General features: G+C 67.9%; 21 protein-coding genes and 4 pseudogenes. 13 read left to right on the forward strand and 12 right to left on the reverse strand.

Going from position 1 to position 22,304, the window contains the following annotated elements; translation table 11 throughout:
• Window positions 1–9: 9 nt before the first annotated feature.
• Window positions 10–525, reverse strand: coding sequence for a peptide-methionine (S)-S-oxide reductase MsrA (msrA, locus tag OG395_RS12680; protein WP_327242997.1), 516 nt, complete (start codon window positions 523–525; stop codon window positions 10–12).
• Window positions 526–878: 353 nt separating this feature from the next.
• On the opposite strand from msrA, the gene OG395_RS12685 reads away from it, so the two are divergent.
• The 5 genes from OG395_RS12685 to OG395_RS12705 all read left to right on the forward strand — a co-directional run bounded on the left by OG395_RS12685 (window position 879) and on the right by OG395_RS12705 (window position 4,559).
• A complete protein-coding gene (locus OG395_RS12685) occupies window positions 879–1,958 on the forward strand; it encodes a tyrosine-type recombinase/integrase (RefSeq protein ID WP_327242998.1) in 1,080 nt (359 codons plus the stop codon).
• A complete protein-coding gene (locus tag OG395_RS12690; RefSeq protein WP_327242999.1) occupies window positions 1,955–2,287 on the forward strand; it encodes a helix-turn-helix domain-containing protein in 333 nt (110 codons plus the stop codon). Before OG395_RS12685 ends, OG395_RS12690 begins: the two co-directional genes overlap by 4 nt.
• A 437-nt stretch (window positions 2,288–2,724) precedes the next feature.
• The gene (locus tag OG395_RS12695; RefSeq protein WP_327243000.1) at window positions 2,725–3,528 is read left to right on the forward strand and encodes a hypothetical protein; all 804 of its coding nucleotides are present in this window, start codon (window positions 2,725–2,727) and stop codon (window positions 3,526–3,528) included.
• Entirely contained in the window at window positions 3,492–3,914 is a 423-nt protein-coding gene (locus tag OG395_RS12700) for a hypothetical protein (RefSeq protein WP_327243001.1), read from the forward strand. Before OG395_RS12695 ends, OG395_RS12700 begins: the two co-directional genes overlap by 37 nt.
• 24 nt (window positions 3,915–3,938) lie before the next feature.
• Complete coding sequence (locus tag OG395_RS12705; RefSeq protein WP_327243002.1) at window positions 3,939–4,559, forward strand: HEAT repeat domain-containing protein; 621 nt, start codon at window positions 3,939–3,941, stop codon at window positions 4,557–4,559.
• 200 nt (window positions 4,560–4,759) lie between these two features.
• Here the strand turns inward: OG395_RS12705 and OG395_RS12710 are convergent, their stop codons facing one another.
• From OG395_RS12710 to istA, 4 genes and pseudogenes are all read right to left on the reverse strand, one after another.
• Complete coding sequence (locus tag OG395_RS12710) at window positions 4,760–5,485, reverse strand: recombinase family protein (RefSeq protein WP_442818753.1); 726 nt, start codon at window positions 5,483–5,485, stop codon at window positions 4,760–4,762.
• Window positions 5,486–5,491: 6 nt separating this feature from the next.
• Window positions 5,492–5,620 (reverse strand): annotated as a pseudogene (locus tag OG395_RS58300) (zinc finger domain-containing protein); the annotation flags it as partial.
• Between the two features lie 70 nt (window positions 5,621–5,690).
• Window positions 5,691–6,464 (reverse strand): IS21-like element helper ATPase IstB, encoded by a 774-nt coding sequence (istB, locus tag OG395_RS12715; RefSeq protein WP_327242966.1) that lies wholly within the window; start codon window positions 6,462–6,464, stop codon window positions 5,691–5,693.
• Window positions 6,461–7,876 (reverse strand): IS21 family transposase, encoded by a 1,416-nt coding sequence (istA, locus tag OG395_RS12720; RefSeq protein ID WP_327242964.1) that lies wholly within the window; start codon window positions 7,874–7,876, stop codon window positions 6,461–6,463. Before istA ends, istB begins: the two co-directional genes overlap by 4 nt.
• Window positions 7,877–8,305: 429 nt before the next feature.
• Between istA and OG395_RS12725 the strand changes: the two genes are divergently transcribed.
• The gene (locus OG395_RS12725) at window positions 8,306–9,445 is read left to right on the forward strand and encodes an IS630 family transposase (RefSeq protein WP_327243004.1); all 1,140 of its coding nucleotides are present in this window, start codon (window positions 8,306–8,308) and stop codon (window positions 9,443–9,445) included.
• Window positions 9,446–9,623: 178 nt separating this feature from the next.
• On the opposite strand, the gene OG395_RS12730 is transcribed toward OG395_RS12725, so the two are convergent.
• Entirely contained in the window at window positions 9,624–10,193 is a 570-nt protein-coding gene (locus tag OG395_RS12730; RefSeq protein WP_103542595.1) for a dihydrofolate reductase family protein, read from the reverse strand.
• A 336-nt stretch (window positions 10,194–10,529) separates the two neighbouring features.
• Here OG395_RS12730 and OG395_RS12735 point away from each other — a divergent pair, with 336 nt between their 5' ends.
• From OG395_RS12735 to OG395_RS58305, 3 genes and pseudogenes are all read left to right on the forward strand, one after another.
• Window positions 10,530–11,060, forward strand: coding sequence for a hypothetical protein (locus tag OG395_RS12735; RefSeq protein ID WP_327243005.1), 531 nt, complete (start codon window positions 10,530–10,532; stop codon window positions 11,058–11,060).
• A gap of 771 nt (window positions 11,061–11,831) precedes the next feature.
• The gene (locus OG395_RS12740; protein WP_327243006.1) at window positions 11,832–13,553 is read left to right on the forward strand and encodes an IS1182 family transposase; all 1,722 of its coding nucleotides are present in this window, start codon (window positions 11,832–11,834) and stop codon (window positions 13,551–13,553) included.
• 136 nt (window positions 13,554–13,689) lie between these two features.
• Window positions 13,690–13,785, forward strand: a pseudogene (locus tag OG395_RS58305) (IS5/IS1182 family transposase); the annotation flags it as partial.
• A gap of 15 nt (window positions 13,786–13,800) precedes the next feature.
• Here the strand turns inward: OG395_RS58305 and OG395_RS12745 are convergent.
• Window positions 13,801–14,673 carry an aldo/keto reductase family oxidoreductase gene (locus tag OG395_RS12745; protein ID WP_327243007.1) on the reverse strand — a complete coding sequence of 291 codons (873 nt, stop codon included), beginning with the start codon at window positions 14,671–14,673 and terminating at the stop codon, window positions 13,801–13,803.
• 130 nt (window positions 14,674–14,803) lie between these two features.
• Here OG395_RS12745 and OG395_RS12750 point away from each other — a divergent pair, with 130 nt between their 5' ends.
• On the forward strand, window positions 14,804–15,247 hold the full coding sequence (locus OG395_RS12750) for a winged helix-turn-helix transcriptional regulator (protein ID WP_306092228.1): 444 nt from the start codon (window positions 14,804–14,806) through the stop codon (window positions 15,245–15,247).
• Between the two features lie 67 nt (window positions 15,248–15,314).
• On the opposite strand, the pseudogene OG395_RS12755 reads toward OG395_RS12750, so the two are convergent.
• The 3 genes and pseudogenes from OG395_RS12755 to OG395_RS12765 all read right to left on the reverse strand — a co-directional run bounded on the left by OG395_RS12755 (window position 15,315) and on the right by OG395_RS12765 (window position 17,865).
• Window positions 15,315–16,158: pseudogene (locus OG395_RS12755) on the reverse strand (IS5 family transposase).
• Window positions 16,159–16,276: 118 nt separating this feature from the next.
• The gene (locus OG395_RS12760; protein WP_327243008.1) at window positions 16,277–17,149 is read right to left on the reverse strand and encodes a methyltransferase; all 873 of its coding nucleotides are present in this window, start codon (window positions 17,147–17,149) and stop codon (window positions 16,277–16,279) included.
• 128 nt (window positions 17,150–17,277) lie between these two features.
• Window positions 17,278–17,865: a helix-turn-helix domain-containing protein gene (locus OG395_RS12765; RefSeq protein ID WP_327243009.1), complete on the reverse strand. Its 588-nt coding sequence runs from the start codon at window positions 17,863–17,865 to the stop codon at window positions 17,278–17,280.
• 97 nt (window positions 17,866–17,962) lie between these two features.
• Here OG395_RS12765 and OG395_RS12770 point away from each other — a divergent pair, with 97 nt between their 5' ends.
• Window positions 17,963–19,090, forward strand: a complete 1,128-nt coding sequence (locus tag OG395_RS12770; RefSeq protein ID WP_327243010.1) for an NAD(P)/FAD-dependent oxidoreductase — start codon at window positions 17,963–17,965, stop codon at window positions 19,088–19,090.
• A gap of 71 nt (window positions 19,091–19,161) precedes the next feature.
• On the opposite strand, the gene OG395_RS12775 is transcribed toward OG395_RS12770, so the two are convergent.
• Window positions 19,162–19,296, reverse strand: coding sequence for a hypothetical protein (locus tag OG395_RS12775; RefSeq protein WP_327249764.1), 135 nt, complete (start codon window positions 19,294–19,296; stop codon window positions 19,162–19,164).
• Between OG395_RS12775 and OG395_RS12780 the strand changes: the two are divergent.
• Window positions 19,250–20,687 (forward strand): annotated as a pseudogene (locus tag OG395_RS12780) (MFS transporter). The gene OG395_RS12775 and the pseudogene OG395_RS12780 overlap by 47 nt on opposite strands.
• Window positions 20,688–21,093: 406 nt before the next feature.
• The gene (locus OG395_RS12785; protein WP_327243011.1) at window positions 21,094–21,684 is read left to right on the forward strand and encodes an immunity 21 family protein; all 591 of its coding nucleotides are present in this window, start codon (window positions 21,094–21,096) and stop codon (window positions 21,682–21,684) included.
• A gap of 71 nt (window positions 21,685–21,755) precedes the next feature.
• On the opposite strand, the gene OG395_RS12790 is transcribed toward OG395_RS12785, so the two are convergent.
• Entirely contained in the window at window positions 21,756–22,298 is a 543-nt protein-coding gene (locus OG395_RS12790; protein WP_250306683.1) for a DUF6882 domain-containing protein, read from the reverse strand.
• Window positions 22,299–22,304: the final 6 nt, after the last annotated feature.

Genomic DNA, 22,304 nt, shown 5'->3' on the forward strand with positions numbered 1-22,304 from the left:
CGCCGGTGTTCAGGACTCGGCGCGCTTGGGCAGCCGCCAGTTCGGGCGCGGGAAGTGGCAGGTATAGCCGTCCGGGTAGCGCTGGAGGTAGTCCTGGTGATCCGGCTCGGCCTCCCAGAACGCGCCGGCCGGCACCACCTCGGTCACCACCGGCCCCGGCCACAGCCCGGACGCCTCGACGTCGGCGATGGCGTCCTCAGCGATACGCCGCTGCTCGTCGTCGAGGTAGAAGACGGCGGAGCGGTAGCTGAGGCCCACGTCGTTGCCCTGTCGGTTCTTCGTGGTCGGGTCGTGGATCTGGAAGAAGTACTCCAGGATCGTGCGGTAGTCGGTGGCCGTGGGGTCGAAGACGATCTCGATCGACTCCGCGTGCTTTCCGTGGTCGCGGTAAGTGGGGTGGGGCGTGTCGTCGTCGCCGCTGTAGCCCACCCGGGTGCGCACCACCCCGGGAAGCGACCGGATCAGCTCCTGCATGCCCCAGAAGCAGCCGCCCGCCAGCAGCGCCCTCTCCTCGACGTCGCTCATGGTCATCACCCTTCTGTCCGCATCCGTTCGCGCGGGATCCAGCCTCGCATACCGACCGGGAAGCCCCATACTCTTCATCACCGCCTTGGCGGGTAACTGACTGCATGACGAGATTCGTCACCAGTCAAGACGGTGACGAAATCCGGCAAGGCCGAAACACCTGAGAGGGGTTTGTCGTGGTTGTGCGACATCCCGTGAGTTCCCCTGAGCCCCGCTGAGTCCCTGGGCCCGTGGCCAGGTGGTTCTTCCTCCTTCGTGTGCTCTGCTGGCTTGTGACGTAACTTCGGGATTCTTGAAGCGTTCTCATCTCGTCCGACCGATTCGCAGTCGGGTCGAAGGTGAGGAGGCTCGGGTTGGCGGCGCTGACAGTTGTACGGGACCTGCGTGAGCACTGGGCGCCCGCGTCGGCTGGGGAGCTGGAGCGGTTCGAGACCGATGTGCTGTCCGGGTTTGTCCTGGGACGGGCCTCAGCAGGGCTGGCGGACGGCACCATCCGCGGGGACGTCGGTCACCTGGATCAGATCAGGACCTGGTTCGGCCGGCCCTTGTGGGACATGGAGCCCGCTGACGCGGACGTGTACTTCGGGAAGGTGTTGCGGCACTCGCCCAGCGGCACCCGGCCGGGCCGGTCGCAGGCGTTGAGCACGTATTTCATGTTCTTGGAGCTGCGGCACAAGGTCGAAATCCATCGGATGACCGGCCGGGTGGTCGAGTGCCCGATCGACGAGATGAACCGGCCGCGCGGGGCCAGAGACGCCCAGCTGCGGATCCCGCCGAGTGAGCCGGAGATCGGGACGTTGTTCACCGGCTGGGGCGGCGAGCTGGCCACCTGCCGGAAGTTCGCTCCGACCGCCCGGAACTACACCGCCTCGAAGGTGATGTCCCAGGTCGGCCTGCGGGTGAGCGAGGCGTGTGGGCTCGACCTGGACGACATCAAGTGGGACCTGGGCCGCTTCGGCAAGCTCCACGTCCGCCACGGCAAGGGGGCCCGCGGCTCGGGGCCCCGCGAGCGGATGGTTCCGCTGATCAATGGTGCCGACCGGACACTGCGGTGGTTCATCGAGGACGTGTGGGGCCAGTTCGACGACGATCACACTCGCCCGGGTGCCCCGTTGTTTCCCTCCGAGCGCAAGAACACCGACGGCTCCGCCCGCCGGGTCGGCGATGACGCCCTGCGCAACGGGCTCGACAACGCGGTCGCGGCTCATCTGCCGAGCTGGACGGACAGGTTGACACCGCACGTCCTGCGGCATTTCTGCGCGTCCCAACTCTACGGAAACGGCCTGGATTTGCTCGCAATCCAGGAGGTTCTCGGACATTCCTGGATCGCTACGACCATGCGGTATATCCACGTGCAGCAGACCCGGGTCGAGGACGCCTGGGTCGCCGGGATGGAACGGGCCGCGAAGCGGCTGGAAGGACTGGCCCGATGAGGTGGAACCTGCGGCTGACCGCCGCGAACAAGGGTATCTGGAAGGCGTCCGAGCTCCAGCGGAGCCTGGCCGAGCACGGCCTGGTGATCTCGGCCGGCAAGATGTCTGGGCTGTGGTCCGGTCAGCCGGTCTCGCTCAAGCTGGAGGACCTGGACGTCATCTGCGTGGTCCTCGGCTGCGAGATCGGAGACCTGCTGATCCCCGAACCGCAAAAGGTCCGCCGCCCTGGCCAGGCAGAGGAGACGGAACGAACCGCGGTCGGCGCGGGACCCGCCGCGCCGAAGGTGATCCCCAAGCGCCGGGACGGCCGGTCGCTGCCGCCGAAGTGATCCGGTGGCACGGTTCCCGAAGGGCTACGTCAAGCCCACCGACTCCTGCGACAGCTGCCTGGCCTGGGGAAACTTCAGCGGCCGCCTCTGCTCCACCTGCTACATGTTCGGCCGCGGCCACGACGCGGCCGCATGCACTGGCTGCCGGCGCGTCCAGCCGCTGAAGTGGAACTACTGCCGCCTGTGCTGGTGCCAGGCCCGCCTCAGTACGAAGGCCGTCGTCGGCCAGCCCACCGACGAGACGGACGTGCGGGACCGGCTCGCCGCCGTCCGGCATCACCAACTGTTCTTCGTCGGAATGCACTACCGCAGGAGACCGACCCCCGCGGCTCGGACGCGCGGAGGACGGCGGGGAGCCCCGCGCAAGCCGCCTCCTGCACCGGCCTGGCGCCCGGATCCCGGCTGGCGGCAGCTACCGCTGTTCGCACAGATCCCCCGTGACTACAGCCGGCTCGCCCTGGCCGACGCCGACCTGGCCAGCCCGTGGCTGGCCTGGGCAAAGTACCTCGCCCCACCGGCTCGCCGAGACCCGCGGCTGGGGCCGCAACATCCGCTTCGCAGTCAACCGCGCCCTGACCCTCGTCCTCACCGGCTACGTCGAGGGCGACGTCATCCGGCACACGGAGATCTTCGCCCTGCTGCGGGCCCTGGACCTGCCGGTCGGCCACACCGTCACGGTCCTGGACGAGATGGGGATCTTCGAGGACGACAGCGAACCCTCCTTCGAACGCTGGCTCGCCGAGAGGCTGGAAGGTCTCGCACCCGGCATCCGCTCGGAGGCCGAGCGCTGGACCCGCGTCCTGCGCGACGGCGGCCCCCGCAGCCTCCCGCGACGGGAAGGCACGGTCTGGCTCTACCTCAACCGAGTCCGCCCGGCCCTACTGGAATGGTCGAACCTCTACGACCACCTGCGGGAAGTGACCCGCGACGACGTCCTCACCTACATCAGGACACTGCACGGCCACCAGCGCCACGACCAACTCGTCGCCCTGCGCTCACTGTTCACCTGGGCCAAGCGGAACGGGCTGATCTTCCGCAACCCCACCAGCCGGATCAAGGTCGGGCAATACGAGTACGCCGTGCTGCAACCGCTCGTCCCGAGCAGGTCGACCGCTCCGTCGCGGCGGCCACCACCCCGGCGACGCGGCTCATCCTCGCCCTCGCAGCGGTCCACGCCGCCCGGGTCGCCCAGATCGCCACCCTCATGCTCGACGACGTCGACCTCGGCAACCACCGGCTGACCATCACCGGACGTGTTCGACCACTTGACGATCTCACCCGGAAGCTGCTGCTGGACTGGCTGGAGCACCGGCGCCGCCGGTGGCCGAACACCGCGAACCTCCACCTACTGATCAACAACCAGACTGCTACCAAGACCAGCCGCGCCAGCAACCACTGGATCAGCGCCGCGATGCGCGGGCAGGACGCGACACTGGAGCGGCTCCGGGTTGACCGGCAACTCGAAGAGGCCCTGACCCACGGGCCCGATCCACTCCACCTTGCCGAGGTGTTCGGACTCGATGAGAAGACCGCGATGCGTTACGCCGACTCGGCCCGTCAGCTGCTTCTGGCCTCGCCTGGTGAGCCGCCGGCGGAACTGTCAGAGAGGCCGAATAAAGTCCAGTGACGTCCGTATCCAGTAGGAGAGACCGTGGCTCTCGACGCCGTTGAAGCGATCCGCCAGCTTCAAGACCGGAGTTCCGCCAAGCGCCGCTCGGCCGCGAAGCGACTTCGAAAACTGGGCGACTCAGATGCCGGTCCTGCCCTGCTCGAAGCCCTGAAGAATGAGGTGAGGGATTCGCGGACCTGGGAAACCCAGTACCAGATAACGATGGCGCTCGGTACTTGCGGCTCCCCGTCCGACCTTCCCTACCTGCGAGATCTCGTCCTTCAGCGCGACGCTCTCCATGCGGTTCACACTGCCGGGGGCGACGCCATTGTCCGGCTGAGCTACATGGAGCACTCCCACACTGAGGCGATTCGCTGGTGCATGAGTACCGGTAACGAGACTCTTGTGGGTGGAGCGTTGCAGGCCGTGGCCATGCTCCGGCTTGCCCTGGATCAGGAAACCGTGACCGACGTCCTCGACTTCATCGAAACTAGGTCCCCACAGGATGGGATCTACTTCTGGCCCGCTGTTGCCGCGGCCGGCTGGCCGGGGCAGCGAGCGCACGACTTCCTCACCTCATGCGTCTCCAGCCCCCGATCCGATGTCGCCGAAGCCGCCACGAACTCCCTTGCCGGGAACTACGGCACCTACCGACCCTTGTAAGCGGTCCCGCACCCCGGGTTCGTCGTGAACCCGGGCCTCCTCGCCTGAGAATCGGCTGTCGGACCCGTGGGTTCCTACCGAGAACCCTTCAGTTTTCGCGAACTCACGGGGCTCACGGGGGCCGAGTAGGAACGGAACAGAAAACCGGCGTAGCCGTCAAATCTTTTGACGACCTGTGAGGTGGGCTTCCGCTCCTGCGCTCACGAGGCCGCCTCCGTCTCCTGCTCGGCTTGGGCCAAGGCGCGGTACAGCGAGGCGACCGATGGGCTCGTGCCCGCGTTTTTGCCGGTCTTGATGGTGAGCTTCTTCGCGATGTCGGGGACGGGGACGCCCTTGTCCTTCAGCGCCTGGGCGAAGGTGAGCATGTCGTCGTCGATGACCTTGGGTCGTCCGCTGTGGTTGCCCTTCTTCGCGGCGGTGACCTGGCCTTCGAGGGTCTTCTCCCGGATGTAGTTGCGCTCGATCTGCCCGGCGACGGCGAGCACGGCGAAGAACATCGCGCCCATGCCATTGGGGTCGTAGATCCCGGTGAGCGGGCCGGTGAGGAGTTCGAGCTGGATGCCGGCGGCCTGCAGCTCGGTCGACAGCGTCATCAGTTCGGCCGCGTTGCGGGCCAGGCGCTTGAGCTCGAGGACGGTGAAGATGACCGGGGTGTCCGGGGCGGCCTCCTTGAACTCGCGGGCCAGCTTGAGCGCGGCCTCGAGCTCGGGCCGCACCTTGATCCGGGTGCTGATCTGCTCGGAGTAGATCTTGTGGCAGTCGGCCGCGGCGAGGGCTTCGAGCTGGCTCGCCAGTTCCTGCCTCGCGGTCGACGTCCTTGCGTAGCCGATGCGGATGGGCTTGCTGCCGCGTTGGGCGGGCACGGCGGCGGGCGCCGGTCCTTCCTTCCACGGCCGTCCGGGTCCACGGTCGGCGGGCACGGGCACTTCGAGTTCCTCGCGCAGCGCGGCAATGAGAACGAAGCGCGGGGTGTGGTACTTCGAGGCGGTCTTCCCGCCGCGCGTGCGGCACGGGCTCCCGCCGGGCACCTCGCACTTCGGGCAGTCGTTTCGTTCTACCGCAGCTGCGTGTCGGCGTACGGGCTGTAGTGCAGAGGTATGTACGGGCTGATGCGCAGAGCTTGAGACCGTGTCAGCTGACGGCGGTAACGCCGCCTTCGATGGCGGTGAGGCGGTTCTTCAGCCGGTAGCTGGCGCCGTTGATCGCGAGGATCTCGCAGTGGTGGAGGAGGCGGTCAATGATGGCGGTGGCCAGGACGTCGTCGCCGAAGACCTGCCCCCACTCGCTGAAACTTTTGTTCGATGTCAGCAAGGTGGAGCCCTTTTCGTAGCGCTTGGAGAGCATCTGGAAGACGAGGTTCGCCTCGTCACGCTCCAGCGGGAGGTATCCAACCTCGTCGACCACGAGGACGCCTGGCCGCAGGTAGGTGCGGAGTTTGCTGGCCAGGCGGCCGATGGAGTCGGCGGCTTTGAGCTGGCGGACCATGTCGTCGAGGGTGGTGAAGTAGATCGTGTAGCCGGCCCGGCAGGCGGCGACCGCCAGGGCGACCGCGAGGTGTGTTTTCCCTACTCCCGGCGGGCCCAGCAGAGCAACGTTGGCCTTGGCCTCGACGAACGCGAGGGTGGCCAGGTCCTTGACCTTCCTGGGGTCGAGTTCGGGCTGGTAGGAGAAGTCGTACTCCTCGATCGTCTTGTAGTGCGGCAGCCGGGAAAGCCGCAGGGCATGACGGAAGCGGCGCTCTTCATGGACGGCGAGTTCTTCTTCCAGGACGAGGTCGAGGAAGTCGAGGTAGGCCATCTGACTGGCATCGGCCCGGCCGACGTACTCGGCCAGCGACTGGGTCAGGTGAGGCAGGCCGAGCTTGGTGGCGGTGGTGCGGATCCGGGCGGTGACCAGCTCGCTCAACGCATGTCCTTGGGGTCGATGGGGGCGGGGGTGAAGGGGCGAGTGCCGGTGATCTGGTCGTAGAGCGCCAGCGGCCGGGTGCCGACGTGGACTTGTGCGGCCCGGGCCCGGGTCAGCAGGGAGACAAGCCCGCCGGGCTCGGTGTCCGTGCGGGCCGGCCTGGCTGCGGGGGTGCCGGGATCGGTGGTGGTGGCGCGGGTATGTCCGTCGGGCAGGCACTGCCAGTGGGCCTCGTCCACGATGCGGGCGCCGCGGCCGACCGCGCGTGGGTGGACAGCCAGCAGCGTGATGCCCTGCGCGTCGGGCACCGTGGAATGCAGTGCGACCGTGGCCGCCGACGCCCTGACCTCGACCAACTGCCGGTGGCGGACCTTGACGGCGGGCACCGAGTACAAGTTGGCGTCGAAAGCGACCAGGCAGTCCTTGGCCACGTGCCGCAGAAACCGGTCGGCGACAACGTAGGGGCGAGCGGGCACCGGCCGCAGCGCGGCATGATCCCGCCCGGCCCGCACGCCGATCACTTCGCCGTGGGTGCGGTGGGTGCGGGCCCGGCGCTGGGGGACCCAGGCCATGAACGCCCCGTCCAGATCGTCCAGGCCCGAGAAGGCCCGGCCGGCCAGCACATGATCACGGACGATGGTCACCTGACGCTCGACCCGGCCCTTGCCGGTGGGCCGGTAGGCGGCCAGTACGTCGATGTCGAAGTCGTAGTGCCCGGCGAACGCGACGGCCTCCGGATGCAAGGGGACCGCCTCGCCGGGTGCGACATGACGGCGGACCACGGTCTTGGTCCGGTCGTAGACGATCACCCCGGGCACCCCGCCGTAGTGCGCGAACGCCCGGCGGTGGCACTCCCAGAACGCCGCCAGGTTCTGGCTGGTGGTGAAGCAGCAGAACGGATCCCGAGAATAAGACAGGACCATGTGGAAGGAGTAGACCTTCGGGATCCCGACATGGGCCAGGATGCCGCCCTCATCGCCCCAGTCGACCTGGGCCTGGGCGCCGGGCACCACTTCGAAGCGGCGGTGCAGCCGGGCCAGCTCGCGCGGGGTGTATCCGAGCTCCTCCGCAATCCTGGGGCGGGCCTGCTGCACATACATCTTGACGCGCTGGTAGTGGTGCGGGAAGTCATACTGCTCGACGAGACGCTCATGGATCACCGCGGCCTTCAGCAGCACCTCGGCCCGCAGCCAGGCATCGATCACATGCGCCCACGGCTTGATCACCTGGTTGCCCAGATCCGACCGCGGCGCCGGAGCCGGAGGCTCAGGAGGCCCGTCGCTCTCCAGGTACTTCTTGACCGTCCGCCAGTTCAGGCCAGTCTCCCGGGCAATCTCCGAGATGCTCGCACCCGCCTCATGCAGAGCCCGGAAACGCCGCAGTTCCAGCCACCGCTCCGGTTCCAGCAACATCCGGCAGGCCCTCCTCGACGCTTCATACGGTCAGCGCCAGACTCCTCTCAGCACGCCAGACCCCACCCCGACACGCCGGTTTACCTCTGCAGATCAACCCGTACGCACCTCTGCACCAGAGCCCGTACGCCGACACTGCGGCTTGATTGGGCGCCAGATCCACGCTGTCCTGTGACAGCGAACCTTGACCGATTGCCACTGAATCTTGACCGACGCCAGTTTGCGACACTGAAGTTTGATCACCGCAGGTCGGAAGGGGTCGAGCGCGGGCCCCCATCCGGAGCGGGTGTCCTTCGATAGCCGACCGCGACCATTTGCTAAGCGATCTTGACCGACGCTAGTAGCGTGTCGCCGCTTAGTTATGGTGCACCTGACTGGGAGGTTGGTGTCTGGCAGATTCCTTCCCCTTTGCCAGATAGGACTGTTGTCATGGGTTCGCAGAAGAAGCGGCCGGTCAGTTTGACCGCGCAGGATCGTGAGGATCTGGTCCGGGTGACCACGACAGGTGTTCGTGGAGCCTCGATGATCATGCGTGCGCGGGTGCTGCTTGCGCTGGACAGCTCGGTGGGTGAGGTGGACACCAAGGAGGTGATCGCGGCCCGGCTCGGCGTCTCCGGTGAGACGTTGCGGCTGGTCGCCAAGCGTTTCACCGAGACCGGTGGCGATGTGCACGCCACGATTGCTCGGAAGAAGCGCGACCTCCCGCCGGTGCCCTCGCCGGTGACCGGTGAGGTCGAAGCCCGGCTGATCGCGATGGCGTGCTCACAACCACCCCAGGGCTATACCCGGTGGTCGCTGCGGCTGCTGGAGAAGCACGTCGCGCTGGTCGAGGACATCCCCGACCTGGACCACTCCACCATCGGGCGGGTCTTAAAAACGGAACTGCGTCCTCACCTGAGAAAGTGCTGGACCATCCCGCCACGAGCGAACGCGGAGTTCGCGGCCCGGATGGAAGACGTGCTGGCCGTCTATGCCCGGCCCTACGATCCGGCACGTCCCGTGGTGTGCATGGACGAGAAGCCCTACCAACTCCTCGACCATGCCCGCGACCCGCTCCCGGCCCGCCCTGGTCACGACGCCTGCCAGGACAGCGAGTACATCCGCCGCGGCACGTGCTCAATCTTCGTGTGGGCCGAACCCCTGCGCGGATGGCGTCGAGTCCAGGCACTGTCCCAGCGGACCCGGATCGACTGGGCCGGCCAGGTCAAACAGTTACTGAGCGTGGACTACCCCGACGCCAAGGCCGTGGTGCTGGTGATGGACAACCTCAACACCCACGGCATCGCCTCACTGTACGAGGCATTCGAACCAGAAGAGGCCTTCGCCCTGGCCCAACGCCTCGAGATCCACCACACGCCCAAACACGGGTCATGGCTCAACATCGCCGAGATCGAACTCTCCGCGCTGACCCGGCAATGCCTCGACCGCCGGATCAGCAACCTCGACAACCTCAACACCGAACTCTCAGCCTGGCAGAACGCCACCAACACCGACCAACGTCAGGTCGACTGGCAGTTCACCACCCACGACGCACGCATCAAACTGCGCCACCTCTATCCCAAAAATTAGCTGCGACGGTCTACTAGTGCCACGTCAGGCAACGTTTGCCCTGTCCGCTCCCGGCACCTCGGGGCGATGTTCCCCGTCGATATGTCCGCCGTTCGGGGGCACGGCCAGCGCGGGGCAACGCGACCCCGAGCCGTCGTTCCGTCGCGAGGCAGCGGCCAACGCGCCAGGACAAAACACGTCAAGCTGTAACTCGCGTGGGCCGGTATCGCAGGGCTACCGCCCCCGACCGGAACTCATGGCAGTCCACGAGCTCGAGCTGGATGCGCTCGCGCAGACCGGCGAGCAACGTCGGCCCGTGTCCGGCAAGGACCGGCTGAACAAGGAACTCGTACTCGTCGATCAGTCCCAGATCTGCCAACGCCAGGGGGAGCGTCACGCCACCCACCCACAGGCCCTCGCCTGACTCCTGCTTGAGCCGCTGAACCGCTTGCCCCAAGTCGCCTCGCACCAGGTCGGCATTCCAATCGACCCCGCTCAGCGTGCTCGACACGACGTACTTCTTCGCCCGGTCGATGGTCTCGGCGAACGGGATCTGCCACTCACCCATCCAGTCAGGCCACGTGCCCGTCGCCGGCTTCCGCCACGCCGACTCCATCATCTCGTAGGTCACCCGGCCGAATAGCAGGGCACCGGCTCGCTCCATCTCAGCGGTCCAGTAGCGCATCGACTCCTCGTCCGGGGGGAGCCCTGCCTCGTGATGGCAGCAGCCGTCGAGCGTGACGTTGATCGAGTATCGAAGTGGTCTCATCTCGTTGCTCTCCCTTGATGCGCGCAGCGCGTTTTCACCGGACCGTATTCAGACGACTGCCGGCGCCATTTCTCATCGGTGCCGCGTCACCTACCGCCGGCTCAGGGTCAACGACCAGCGTCGCAAACGTTGCCTGACGCGGCACTAGCTAGGTTTCTGCAACCTGATCTTGACAGGTGGTGGGGAAGCAGGTGGCGGTTGTCGCGTTGGCGTACGGCGATGCCGTTGTCTGGGCGCCTCTCCCAGCCGTCGAGTCGCAGTTCGCCGTTGTCGGCGCCTTGGCTTGCCCAGCCGAGCCGCTGGCCAAGTTTCGGCCCGGTGCGCAATCGTGGTGGGGTGACCGATCACGAGCCTCATCCTGCGCCGAATGGCGCTGCCGCACCCGGGCTGTTGAGCGCCCTGGCCTCCTACCGGATGGCGCGGCAAGAGCTGCTGGAGACCATGGGGCTCGGCCAATCGAACCGGGACCCTCTGGCCGAGGTCGCCGAGCATCTAATCTTGGCCCTGTGGGGAGGCCGGCTCGCCGAATCCCGCGTGCAGGCGAACTACGACTTGGTATCGGCCGACGGCGAGTTCGTCCAGGTCAAGTACCTCGCCAACCCTCTCGGCAGTTGGCCGAACGAGCACCCCGTGCGGAGCATCCCCGGCGTTGACTGGTACACGCTCGTCGTCTACGAGGCGTTCGACGTGACCGGCGTCCTGGCGTTCCCGCCCGACCTGGCGGAGATTTGCGCGGCCCTGGGCAAGCGCCACCCCGGCCAGTCGACCACCCTGCAGTTCACCCGGCGGAACTGGTGGACGATCCGGGACGACGCTGAAACCTACCGACAGTTGGGCATGCGCATTTGGCTGCCTCCCTTCCGGTAGTCCGGCCCGTTCATCGTCGAACCTGGTCAACGCGCGGTCATCTCCTGCGCCGCCTGCGGAGCACGCTTCATCCGCTCCACAAGATCGGACACGGACCACCTGCTCGAAGGGCTGCCTCTGGCGCAGCATCCGCTTTGCGACGCCGAACTCGCTCTCTGCGCGAACCCCAACTCCATGGAAGACGAAACACCCTGACCGGGGCGGTCAAGGTTCAGTGGCAATCGGTCAAGGTTCGCTGTCACAGGACACACGCGATCAGTGTGTCAGAAGTGTCTCGCAGAACACCCGAGTTCTGAGAGGACTTCTGCGAATGGCGACCTGCAGAAACGTGATCACCCCGAGGGGTCTCGCAGAACTCGCAGAGATGGTCCATTTGTGAGAATAACCCTGCGTCACGCGGACGTGCCGGGCTGGTTCCTCACTGCCTTGTCCTTGATCCCTCGTTCGTCGCCATGGTGCCGAACACGAAGGACAAGCAAGTGCCTCGCTCTCGCGAAGGTGATTGTGCCGCTGCTGGAACACGGTTGCCCCGAGAGCAGCGGCGGCACGGCATGCCTCCGTCTGCTCTCTGGGGCGGTACGCCCGACCCGGCGTCTACGCAGTCGCCCGACGCGTTGCTGAGCGCGACCCCGCCGGACGTGACACCCCCTCGTTTGCGACTGGTGACGATCCTGCTGGCTTATTCCGTGCCCAGCGGGGCTGACGGCTCGTTGGGCAGGACAGCAGCGGCCGTCTTGGCGTTCCCGGTCGCGGGTGGGGTGTGGAATGTCGATGCAGCCGAGGCCGTGGCCGAAGGTGCCTGAGCTGACCGCGCAGGTGGCGCGGGCGGTGGCGGCACGGGGCCCGTACCCGTTGGCGATGCGGGTCCGTGACGAGCTGGGCGAGTTGTTCGCGGACGCCGAGTTCGCCGAGGCGTTCGAAGCCAGAGGACGGCCAGGCTGGTCACCAGGCCAGCTCGCGCTGGTGACGGTGTTGCAGTTCGCCGAGAATCTCACCGACCGGGCGGCAGTGCATCGGGTGCGGTACGGCATGGACCTGAAATACGCGCTCGGCCTGGAGCTGGATGATCCCGGGTTCGACGCCTCGGTGCTGTCCGAGTTCCGCACGCGGTTGGTCAAGCACGGGATGGAGGAGAAGGTGCTCGACCTGCTGCTGACCGCGCTCAAGGACCGGGGCCTGGTGAAGGCGGGAGGCAGGCAACGCACTGACTCCACCCGCGTGCTGGCGGCAGTACGCGATCTGAACAGGCTGGAGCTGGCCGGGGAGACGCTGCGGGCCGCGCTGGAGGCGCTGGCCTGCGCGGCCCCGGACTGGCTGACCCAGGCGGTGCCCGTTCGGGAATGGGCCGAACGCTACGGCCCGCGGATTCACTCCTGGCATCCGCCGGCTTCCACGAGCAAGCGCGAGGAGATGGCACTGGTCTACGGCCGGGACGGGTTCGCGCTGCTGGAGGCGGTGCACGCCCCTGACGCCCCGGCCTGGCTGCGTGAGCTCCCAGCGGTGCAGGTTTTGCGCACGATATGGGTGCAGAACTACCACCGCGCCGTGACCGAGGCCGGGGCGGAGGTGAAGCGGCGGGAGAGCAAAAACCTCCCGCCCGGCAGACTGCGGCTGGCCTCCCCGTACGACACGGACGCACGCTACGGCCTCAAACAGGGCTCCTGGTGGACCGGCTACAAGATCCACATCAGTGAGTCCTGCGACGAAACTGATGACCAGGACGCGCCCACCGGCCAGGCGACGATCCCTGGAGCCGACGGACCGCCGCCACGCTTGATCACCAGCATCGCGACCACCGACGCCACAGTGACCGACGCGGAAATGACTGAACCGGTCCATCACATGCTCGCCGGCCGTGGTCTTCTGCCCGCCGAGCACTTCCTCGATTCCGGTTATGCCTCCGCCGAGTTGATCGTGGGGATGAAGAAGAACTTCGGGGTCACCCTGGTCACCCCGGTCCTGCTGAACAGCTCACCCCAGGCACGTGCCGGCGCCGGGTTCGACCGCACCGCGTTCACTATCGACTGGGAGAAGCGGCAGGCCACCTGCCCACGCGGGGAAACCAGCACCTGGTGGAGCCCCGCGACCCAGCGCGGGACCAAGGCCATCGTCATCAAATTCGACAAGGAGACATGTCGCCCCTGCCCGGTGCGAGACCAGTGCACCCGCTCGAAGACCGGCGGCCGGACCCTCTCCCTGCAACCCCGCGAGCTGCAAGAAGTCCTCGACCATGCCCGCCTCCAGCAGTCCGACGAGCAGTGGCGAGCCAAGTACGGAACCCGCGCGGGCGTCGAGGGAACCATCCACCAGGCCGTCGCGGTCACCGGGATGAGACGTGCCCGCTACCTCGGCCTCCAGAAGACCCACCTGGAGCACGTCCTCTCCGCCGATGCGCTCAACCTCATCCGCCTCGATGCCTGGTGGAACGGCCACCCGCTCGACCGCACCCGCGTCAGCCACCTTGCCCGCCTCGACCTCTCCCTCGCCGCGTGACCGAATAAGCGAGCAGGATCGGTGACAGCGTTCTTAGAGCTCGCGCAGATTGGCGGGTGGGGCGCCCAGGCAGTGAGGCGAGCACAGGTGTCCCTGATCATGGAGTTGCGACGCTCTGTGATCACTGGGGAGACCTGTGCCCGTTCTTCCAGCATGGCTGACCGACCCGCTGTGGGACCAATTCGCGGCGCTGCTGCCCGAGCGTCCCGCGGTCGATCCGGCCCAGCCGCTGGTGAGCGCCGTAGGGTTAGCGGCCGATCTTGTCGAGCTCGGCGAGATCGTCGTCGGACAGCGGGAGTCCCGCGCCGGCGGCGTTCTCGCGCAGGTGTGCCACCGATGAGGTGCCGGGGATCAGCAGGATGTTCGGCGACCGCTGCAGGAGCCAGGCCAGGGCGACCGACATGGGCGTCGCGTCCAACCGGGTGGCTACGGCCGTGAGTGCCGAGGACTGCAGCGGGCTGAAGCCGCCGAGGGGGAAGAAGGGCACGTAGGCGATGCCCTGCTCTGCGAGCTCGTCGATCAGGTCGTCGTCGTGGCGGTGGGCGAGGTTGTACATGTTCTGCACGCACACGATCGGCGCGATCGAGCGTGCTTCGGCGACCTGTTCCGCCGTCGCGTTGCTCACGCCGAGGTGCCGGATGAGGCCCTGCCGCTGGAGGTCGACGAGCGCCCCGAACGCCTCCGCGAGCAAACCGGGCACGGGGCCCTGGGCGTCGCCGAGCCGGAGGTTGACCACGTCCAGCGTGTCGAGGCCGAGGTTCTCCAGGTTCTCGGTGACGGCCCGGCGCAGCTCTTCAGGCTTGCGTGCCGGGGGCCAGCCTCCCTCCTCGTCGCGAGTCGCCCCGACCTTGGTCACGATGTGCAGCGAGTCGGAGTACGGGTGCAGCGCTTCGCGGATCAGCTGGTTGGTGATGTGTGGCCCGTAGGCGTCGGCGGTGTCGATGTGGGTGATGCCGAGGCCGACGGCCTCGCGGAGAACGGCGAATGCGCCCTCGCGGTCGGCAGGCGGACCCATGACCCAGGGGCCGGCGAGCTGCATGGCGCCGTAGCCGAACCGGGTGACAGTCAGGTCGCCCAGGGTCCAGGTGCCGCCGGGAAGCGAGGCGGAGGGGGTGCCCATGGTGTGCCTTTCGTGTTGAGCCAGGTGATGGTGCCTGACGGCGCCTTGCACCACTATTGGTGCGTAGCTTCTTGTCGGGAAGTAGGCACTTCGAAGTGCGTAAGGCACCCACGGGTGAGAGGAATGATCCATGGCGACGATGACGGCAGCCCAGCAAAGGGCACAGGCCAAGGTGGAGTACGACGCCTTCGTGGCGGCCTGCCCCAGCCGCAAGCTGCTCGACCGGATCTCGGACAAGTGGGTCACGCTGATCCTGGCCGCGCTCGGCAGCGACAGCGCGCATCAGCCCGGCGCCGACTGCGCCGGCGGGCCCCGGGTGATGCGCTACTCGGAGCTGCAGCGCCTGCTGGCCGGCGTCAGCCAGAAGATGCTCACCCAGACGCTGCGCTCCCTGGAGCGCGACGGCCTGGTGTCCCGCACTGTGGTGCCGACCGTGCCGGTCACGGTCTCCTACGAGCTGACCGATCTCGGCCTGTCGCTGTACGAGATGATGCGGGGCCTCAAGGCCTGGGCCGAGACGCACATGGACGATGTGCTTGCCAACCGCGAGACCTACGACACCCGCGTCGCCTGAACCACACCAGGGTTGCTCATCAGCGCCGAACCGTCTGCGCGTAAGAGGCCGGGCAGATGGACGGGGCTCAAGGACGTCGCTTGGGGCGGTCGTCCCAGCGGTGGGTGGTCCAGGCTCGGCGGATCAGGCTACGGACGGTGATGATCGTGTCTGCGAGGTCGAAGAAGGCGTTGGCGACGGTCGCACGACGCTCGTAGCAGCGGGCAAGGCGGTGGAAGGCGTTCTGCCAGGCGTGGGTGCGCTCGACGTGCCACCGATCGCTGGCCTGGATCGGCGCCTTCTCGCCCTTGTGCGCGATGCGGCCGTGCAGGTTGCGGGCAGCGAGTTCGGTGCGGGTCTTGTCCGAGTCGTAGCCGGCGTCCAGGTGCACGGTGATGTCGTCGGGCAGCGGTCCCAGGTGCTCCAGCAAGTCCAGGGTCGGGGCGAGCAGTGGGAAGTCGTGGCGGTTCGCTCCGGCGAGGACCCTGCCGAGCGGGATTCCGTAACCATCGGTCATGCCCGAGCGTTTGAGGCCTTGCTTGCCGCGGTCGACCGGTGAGCGCCCGGCGACCTCGCCGCCGCCGGGGGGCCTTGGTGATGGAGCCGTCGATGGCGATCTGGTCGAGCACGAGTCCGACGATCCGGTCGTAGGACTCCAGCGCGATCTGCTTGAGCCGGGCGAAGACGCCGAGGGAGATCCACTCGTCGCGGCGGTTGCGGATGGTGGTCGCCGAGCAGGTGGTGTCGGCGATCGCCTGGTACGAGCAGCCGAACCGCAGCAGTTGCAGTAGCTTGTCGAACACGATCCGGTCGCCGATGCGGGGCCGGTGACACCCCAACGGGTGGACCGGATCGACCGCGGGACGCTCGGGCAGCAGCGCCGCGAATTGGTCCCACAGCGGGTCGGTCAGCCATGCTGGAAGGACGGGCACAGGTCTCCCCAGTGATCACAGAGCGTCGCAACTCTATGATCACGGAGACCAGTCCCCGCCTCGCTGCCCGGGTGCCCCACCCGCCTATCTGCGCAGGCTCTTAACCTCGTGTTCGGGGTCAGGTGCGGCGGGCGGCCCAGACGGTGCGCTCGGTGCGTACCGTCAGGTCGTCGCGGCGCAGGATGCTGTGTGGGCTGCTGGTGTCGAGGAGCTGGTCGAGCGCGGTGAGGTCCTCGGGAGAGAGCCTTTCGGCGATGACGTTGCGGATGCGCTGCAGGATGCCGAGGGCGTAGAGGCCGATCGCTTCGCTGCGGGAGCCTTCGATGTTCACGGCGATGGTGCGTTCGTCCTCGACGGTGAAGCCGACGGCGGTCAGCATCGGGCCCCAGGCGGCGCCGCGGTGGGGCATGTGTTCGGCTTGGAGGCGGTCGGCCGCGGCGTGGACGCGCTCTTCCAGGCCGGGCCGGTCCTTGGGGGCGTTTTCGGGCAGGAAGCGGGGGTGGCCGGCCAGTTCGACGACGGCGAACAGGCCGCGGGGCGCGAGCGCGTCGTGGACGGTGCGCAGTGCGCGGTCGGGGTGGGCCATGTGGTGCATCGAGGCCGACGCCCATACCAGGTCCGGTGAGCCGAGGTCGGGCCAGGCGGCTTCATCGAGGTCGGCCTGCACGGTGCGCACGCGCTCCTGGACGCCGCGGGTGCACGCCTTTGTGCGCAGGCGCTGAAGGTGTTCGGCGGACGCGTCGACGGCGGTAACGTGCGCATCGGGGAAGCGGTCCAGGAGGGCGAAGGTGCCCGCGCCCGTGCCACAGCCCAGATCCACGATGTGGTGTGGGCCGGTATGTAGTGGCAGCCATGCGGTGATGGAGGCGGTGTGCTCGGCGAGGACCTCGGCGTCCAGGTCGAGGATCTCCGCCTGGCCGGCGGTTCCGTGCTCGTGGTGGTGACCGTGCGAAGCGCCGTGGTGGGGGGTGTGCGTGTGTGCTTGGTTCATGCTCTTCACGCTAAGACGGTTATGCGCCTGCGGCACGAAATCTTCCCGTTTACGCAATACGATGGTCGGGGGTGCTGCCCGACGCGCAAGAGGTCACCGCTGCGGAAGCCGTCGCGCGGCCCGTGCCGTCATTCGGGAGCGCCCTGAGCGTCACCGCCGTCGCGCTGGTGGCCGCGGCGGGCGTCGCGGTCGAAGATGCCCAGGATCTCGCAGGGCCCGCCATCGGCGCCGATGGCGTGCGGCATCATCGTGGGGAACTCGGCGGCCTGGTTGGTCTCGAGGCGGAAGCGGCGGTGGCCGAGCATGAGGATCGCGGTGCCGGACAGGACGACGAGCCATTCGTGCCCCGGGTGGGCACGCATGCGCGCCGGGTTCTCGGGTGGTGGTTCGGTCATGCGCTGGCGCACCACGCTCATCCCGGGGGCGGCCTTGACGGTCCAGCGCATCTGGCCGTGGGTGCTGGCGATCGTCGGGCTGGTGACCACGTCGTCGGTGGCGGTCTCCACGAGCTGATCCAGCGTGGTGTCCAGGGCGCGGGCGAGGGTGACCAGCTGATCCAGTGCGAGGCGGCGCTGGCCGTTCTCGATGCGGCTCAGTGAGGACTGGCTGAGGTGGGCGCGGGTGGCCAGTTCCTCCAGCGACCAGCCCTGCGCCACCCGCAGAGCGCGGATGCGTTTGCGTACGAGGCTGTCCAGCTCTCCACCTTCTTGCGTCATGAGCAACATCTTATGCCGTTGATGCAATGCGGGGTTAGCGTCGTGTGCATGTGGTCCGCAATCTGGGACCCCACGCACGAGGAAAGGGTAGGGGGACATGGCTGTGACGACTTCTCCGTACGCGAGCGACGCACTGCCCGGTGGGACCGTCGACGCGGTGGTGATCGGCGGGGGCGCCGCGGGGCTGAACGGTGCGCTGATGCTCGCCCGCTCCCGCCGCTCGGTCGTCGTGATCGACAGCGGCTCCCCGCGCAACGCGCCGGCCGAGGCCATGCACGGCTTCATCGTCCTGGACGGCACCCCGCCCCGCGAGATCCTTCGGCGGGGCCGGGAGCAGGTGCGCCAGTACGGCGGGCACATCGTCTTCGGCGAGGTGGCCTCGGCCGAGCCCGCCGCCCCGTCGGCTGACGGGGACCTGCGTTTCACCATCACCCTGACCGACGGCCGGAGCGTGACCGCGCGCCGGGTCCTGGTGGCCACCGGCCTGCGGGACGTGCTGCCCGAGGTTCCCGGGCTCGCCGGGCACTGGGGACACGGGGTGGTGCACTGCCCGTACTGCCACGGCTGGGAGGTGCGCGATGAGCCCATCGGCATCCTCGCTACCGGCCCGGCCTCCATCGCCCACGCACTCCTGTTCCGCCAGCTGACCGAGGACCTGATCTACTTCACCCACGGCACTCACCTGGATGAGGACACCCGCGCCCGCTTCGCCGCCCGCAGCATCCGCATCGTCGACACCCTGGTGCGGGAAGTCATCAGCGACGAGGACGGCACCCTCGCCGGGGTGCGCCTGACGGACGGCCAGGTCGTGGCCCGTCGCGTCCTTGCGGTCGCCACGCAGATGCAGGCCCGCATCGAGGGCCTGGACGGTCTGAAGCTGCCGATGGAGGACCTGCCCGACAACATGGGCCGCCGCTTCGCCTCCGGCATGGCCGGCACCACCGAGGTGCCGGGCGTGTGGGTGGCCGGCAACGCCACCGACCTCACCGCCCAGGTCGGCGCCTCCGCAGCGGCCGGCGCCCTGGCCGGCTCCCACATCAACGGCCTGCTGGCCACCGCGGACACCGACGCGGCTCTCGCCGCAGCCCAGGGCGAGACCCCCGCCCCTGACGTCCCGGCACGGCACCGGCCCACCGCTCGACCGCACCCGGCGATGCGCGCGGCGCCCACCCCTTCACTCGGCGACCGGCGCTGCTCCGGCGCTGACTCGACATGCCCATTTTGAGAGGAATCCATGAGTACGAACCAGCCCGTACAGGCCGTGCAAGCCAGCGACGGAGGTGTCCCCGACGCGCGTCAGCTGCGCACGATCCTGATCGCCGTCTCCATCGCCCTGATGGCGGTCATCGCCTCGGTGACCGGGCTGAACGTCGCGCAGACCCACATGGCCGTGGAATTCGGCGCCTCCCAGAGCACGGTCCTGTGGATCATCAACATCTACACCCTTGCCCTGGCCGCGCTGCTGCTGCCGCTCGGCGCCGTCGGCGACCGCCTGGGCCGCAAGCCCATGCTCATCGCCGGACTGGGTGTCTTCGGCATCGCCACCGTTGTCGCGGGCCTGGCCCCGACGGCGGAGGTGATGCTCGCCTCGCGCGTGGCCAGCGGTATCGGCGCCGCGATGATCATGCCGATCACGCTTGCCGTCATCACCTCCACCTTCCCCGAAGAGCAGCGCGGCAAGGCGATCGGCGTGTGGACCGGTGTCGCCGGAGGCGGCGGCATCCTGGGCATGTTCCTCTCCGCGCTCCTCGTCGACGTCGCCGACTGGCGCTGGCTGTTCGTCCTGCCCGCGGTCCTGGTCCTCGTGGCCCTGGCCATGACGGTGAAGTCGGTTCCCAACTCCCGCGAGACCTCGGCCCACCGATTCGACACTGTCGGCGCGCTGGTCTCCACCGTCGCCGTAGTCGGCCTCATCTTCGTCCTGCAGGAAGGCCCCGAACGCGGCTGGACCGCCCCCGAGACACTGGCCAGCCTGACTGCTGGCCTTATCGCCACGGTTGTTCGTGGCCTGGGAGTTGCACCGCCGCGACGCCTCGCTGCTGGACGTGCGGCTGTTCCGGGAGCGCGGTCTGGCCGGCGGCTCGATCACGCTTCTGGTGGTCTTCGGTGTCCAGGCGGGCATCGGCGTGGTCCTCTTCCCGTTCTTCCAGGCCGTACTCGGCTGGTCAGGCCTGCTGTCCACGGTGGCGATGATGCCCATGGCCGTCATGATGATGGCCTCCGGCCTGGCCCCCAGGCTTGCCGCCCGCATCGGCGCTCGCTCGACCATGGTGGTGGGCATTGCGATGGCCGGCGTCGGCATGGCGCTCATGGCCCTGTTCGTCTCCGTCGGCGGCGGCTACCTGTCCATCCTGCCCGGCCTGCTCGCCATGGGCGTCGGCATGGGCCTGTCGATGACCCCGTCCACGGAGGCCATCACCGCCTCCCTGCCGCGCGAGAAGCAGGGTGTCGCCTCCGCCCTCAACGACGTCACCCGCGAGTTCGGCACCGCACTCGGCGTCGCCCTGCTCGGCGCGCTCGTGTCCGCCGGCTACCGCAGCGCCATAGACGACAGGCTGCACGGCATCCCCCAGGGGGCCGCGGACACCGCCCGGGAAGGCGTCGCCAACGCCGTTGAAGCGGCGGGCAACACCGGCCCACACGCACAGGACCTGCTCCACGCAGCCCAGCAGTCCTTCGTCGACGGCTGGCAGCAGGCCATGTGGGTAGGCGCCGCCGTCATGGGCGTCCTGTTCGTCTACATCGCCTTCCGCGGCCCCAAGAACACGCCCTCCGCGATCGCGGACGAGACAGAAGCCGCTGAGGCCGTCGCCGCCTGCTGACCGCACAAGAGCCGGGTGCTCAGCAAGCAGACCGCCCCGCGTACACCGCGTTCGCCAGCCGCACGATCAGCCGACCGGGTCACGGCCCGGCTGATCGTGCGCCGGGTTCGTGACCTGGTCTATCACATGGGGTAATGCTCTGGTCTGGAATCAGGGATCGTCTCACGCACCGTCAGGTCACCTGGCACCGTCGCGCGCGAATCACGCCGACAGGTCAAGGAGCGGGCGGTGCCCACCAACTTTCTGAGCGACGAACAAGTTGTTATCTGTACCTGGCCTGGAGAAGAGCCAAGCTGAGCAGGTCATCTACTTCGCTGACAGTGTCAGCGATGCGGCTCCGGGGAAAGGGGCCAATCCCTGGTCAACCTGGTGGAGCATTGTCAGTGGCAGAGGGCAGACTCGCAACATGAGCACACCCTCATCCACCCAAGCCAGTTCAGCCCAGCGTTCCCACCCCTGGGTGGAGTCGATGGGCGGCCCGCTGATAGTCGTCCCTGTTTCCGCACTGGCCAGATGGGGCGGCTGCACGGAAACGGGGATGGTCATCAGCGACGCGGACACCCCGGACGACTACGACCGCGCTTGCGAGGTGGACGGTCTGGCCGGGGTGATTGCCGTGGGCGAGGACGGTGCGCGGGCACTGATCTTGGCAGACGAGCCCGCTAGCACCTGCTACCTCCCGCGGCACCATGCCTTCCTCCGCTGGCTCGCTGCTGACTCCGAGGCCGATCTGCTCGCTGTGGCCGAGGCCGTCCTCGCCGACCCCGCTGTCGAGTGGGAGGAGTGCGGCACCTGGGAGACGGACGGGCCGGCGGTGCTCATGGACTCCGTCACCGCAGGGACCGAACTGAACGTCGAGTACCCCAATGGCGGTGGGCTGCCCGACCAAGGACCCGTCCCGCTGCCCGGCGGTCGCTGGACGGTTCGCGCCGTTCACGCCGAGGTCGACGAGCGGACCTGGGTTGGCCTGGTCCAACTCCTGCGCGCCGACGCCTGAGACCGAGATAGCCGCAGCGATGGCTGCACTCCCACTGGGTGCCGGGTGGGCGCGGCTCTCCGGTCGGGGCGTCAGCCGATATCAATCTTGAAGGTTGATGTCGTGCCGTCCTCGGCGGTCAGAGTCACGGCTCCGAAGGTGATGATCGGAATCGATGTACTGCCGGTGCCTCGGTAGAAGCCTGTGGCCTTAGTGATCCTGAGGGCGAGTGCAGCGAGCGTGGCGGCCTTGCCCTCGTCGGCGTCGACCTTCGGTTGGGTAAGCGCGAGGTGGCCGTGGTCCTTCGCCCAGTCGCGGACGGTGCGAGCGTCTCGGCTCATCTCGGGGAGGATGCTCTCATTGGCCCATGCCCAGAGCCAGGAGGCCGCTGAGGGGTTGTAGCTGCCGATGATCTGCGCCGGCGCGGTGGCGGTCTTGTCGGGGAAGGTCCAGGTGATGATTCCAGTGCGCTGGTCGAGTCCCCATCGGTCCGCTGAGCCGAGTCCCCAGGACATGTGTGCTTGTGCCAGCTGCTCGATCATGTCTTCGCCCTGCAGGAGCAGGGTGCTCAGTTCAGTTTGATCGGATTCTGCCGCAACACCGTCTGGCCTGCTGTTTCGCTTGAACAATCCCATGCGGCG

It is taken from the genome of Streptomyces sp. NBC_01320 (genome assembly GCF_035974375.1).
In the GTDB taxonomy this organism is placed as follows: Bacteria; Actinomycetota; Actinomycetes; order Streptomycetales; family Streptomycetaceae; genus Streptomyces; species Streptomyces yanii.

Coding starts and splice junctions, on each gene's coding strand:
- OG395_RS12700 (WP_327243001.1), top strand. CDS start 3,492: ATGCTCGACGACGTCGACCTCGGCAACCACCGGCTGACCATCACCGGA.
- OG395_RS12760 (WP_327243008.1), bottom strand. CDS start 17,149: ATGAACCAAGCACACACGCACACCCCCCACCACGGCGCTTCGCACGGT.
- OG395_RS12765 (WP_327243009.1), bottom strand. CDS start 17,865: ATGACGCAAGAAGGTGGAGAGCTGGACAGCCTCGTACGCAAACGCATC.
- OG395_RS12690 (WP_327242999.1), top strand. CDS start 1,955: ATGAGGTGGAACCTGCGGCTGACCGCCGCGAACAAGGGTATCTGGAAG.
- OG395_RS12730 (WP_103542595.1), bottom strand. CDS start 10,193: ATGAGACCACTTCGATACTCGATCAACGTCACGCTCGACGGCTGCTGC.
- OG395_RS12745 (WP_327243007.1), bottom strand. CDS start 14,673: ATGGGCACCCCCTCCGCCTCGCTTCCCGGCGGCACCTGGACCCTGGGC.
- OG395_RS12790 (WP_250306683.1), bottom strand. CDS start 22,298: ATGGGATTGTTCAAGCGAAACAGCAGGCCAGACGGTGTTGCGGCAGAA.
- OG395_RS12770 (WP_327243010.1), top strand. CDS start 17,963: ATGGCTGTGACGACTTCTCCGTACGCGAGCGACGCACTGCCCGGTGGG.
- OG395_RS12775 (WP_327249764.1), bottom strand. CDS start 19,296: ATGATCCACAGGACCGTGCTCTGGGAGGCGCCGAATTCCACGGCCATG.
- OG395_RS12725 (WP_327243004.1), top strand. CDS start 8,306: ATGGGTTCGCAGAAGAAGCGGCCGGTCAGTTTGACCGCGCAGGATCGT.
- OG395_RS12740 (WP_327243006.1), top strand. CDS start 11,832: ATGCAGCCGAGGCCGTGGCCGAAGGTGCCTGAGCTGACCGCGCAGGTG.
- OG395_RS12785 (WP_327243011.1), top strand. CDS start 21,094: ATGAGCACACCCTCATCCACCCAAGCCAGTTCAGCCCAGCGTTCCCAC.
- istA (WP_327242964.1), bottom strand. CDS start 7,876: ATGTTGCTGGAACCGGAGCGGTGGCTGGAACTGCGGCGTTTCCGGGCT.
- OG395_RS12750 (WP_306092228.1), top strand. CDS start 14,804: ATGGCGACGATGACGGCAGCCCAGCAAAGGGCACAGGCCAAGGTGGAG.
- msrA (WP_327242997.1), bottom strand. CDS start 525: ATGAGCGACGTCGAGGAGAGGGCGCTGCTGGCGGGCGGCTGCTTCTGG.